Source organism: Pseudomonas sp. P5_B2, assembly GCF_056400445.1.
Map to the genome: position 1 here is coordinate 1 of NZ_JBFULH010001387.1, position 642 is coordinate 642.

Consider the following 642-nt stretch of genomic DNA (forward strand, 5'->3'; position numbering starts at 1 on the left):
TCTGCACTCCACGAAAGCTGACCAGAATGTCGCTGGCCCCTGCGTTTGAATCGACCTGGCTCATACCCGCACCTTTGTTGTTGATAACTGCTGTGGACTAAGCCTAGTGGACACGGCCGACCACGCAAATCGGGGTGCAGGAGAGAATCGCCTCAGCCGGATGGAAGGTTGGGGGTAGGGATTGCCCTACAAGGATGGCGCGTTTTGGCAAACGCAGAGGCAAGCTGTCAGCTACAAGCCGCAAGAACCGGCGCAAGCGGCTGAAATGTAGGTCGTTATTGGATATGCACGCAGTCCTTTGTGGGAGCGAGCCTGCTCGCTCCCACAGTGGACGGAGGTGAGTCTTAGAGCAGTTTGTGTTCCATCGCGTACTTCACCAATTCCGCCAGCGAGGTGATGTTGAGCTTCTGCATCAGTCGTGCCTTGTGGGTGCTGATGGTTTTGCTGCTCAGGGCCAGTTGCTGGGCAATGTCATTGACGTTGACGCCCTGGGCCAGACGTTCGAACACAGAAAACTCGCGCTCCGAAAGCAATGAGTGCAACGGCCGGGAATCGGTCAAGCCGACTTCGAAAACCATGCGGTCGGCGAGGTCCGGGTCGATGTAGCGCCCACCCGCCGCCACTTTACGAATCGCGGTCACC

At 57.6% G+C, this 642-nt stretch carries 1 protein-coding gene; it reads right to left on the reverse strand.

Translation table 11 applies throughout. The annotated features are described in order from the left end of the window. Window positions 1-344: 344 nt before the first annotated feature. Window positions 345-642: LuxR C-terminal-related transcriptional regulator (locus tag AC1DRJ_RS31375; protein WP_477805525.1), on the reverse strand; the 298-nt coding region annotated here is incomplete at its 5' end.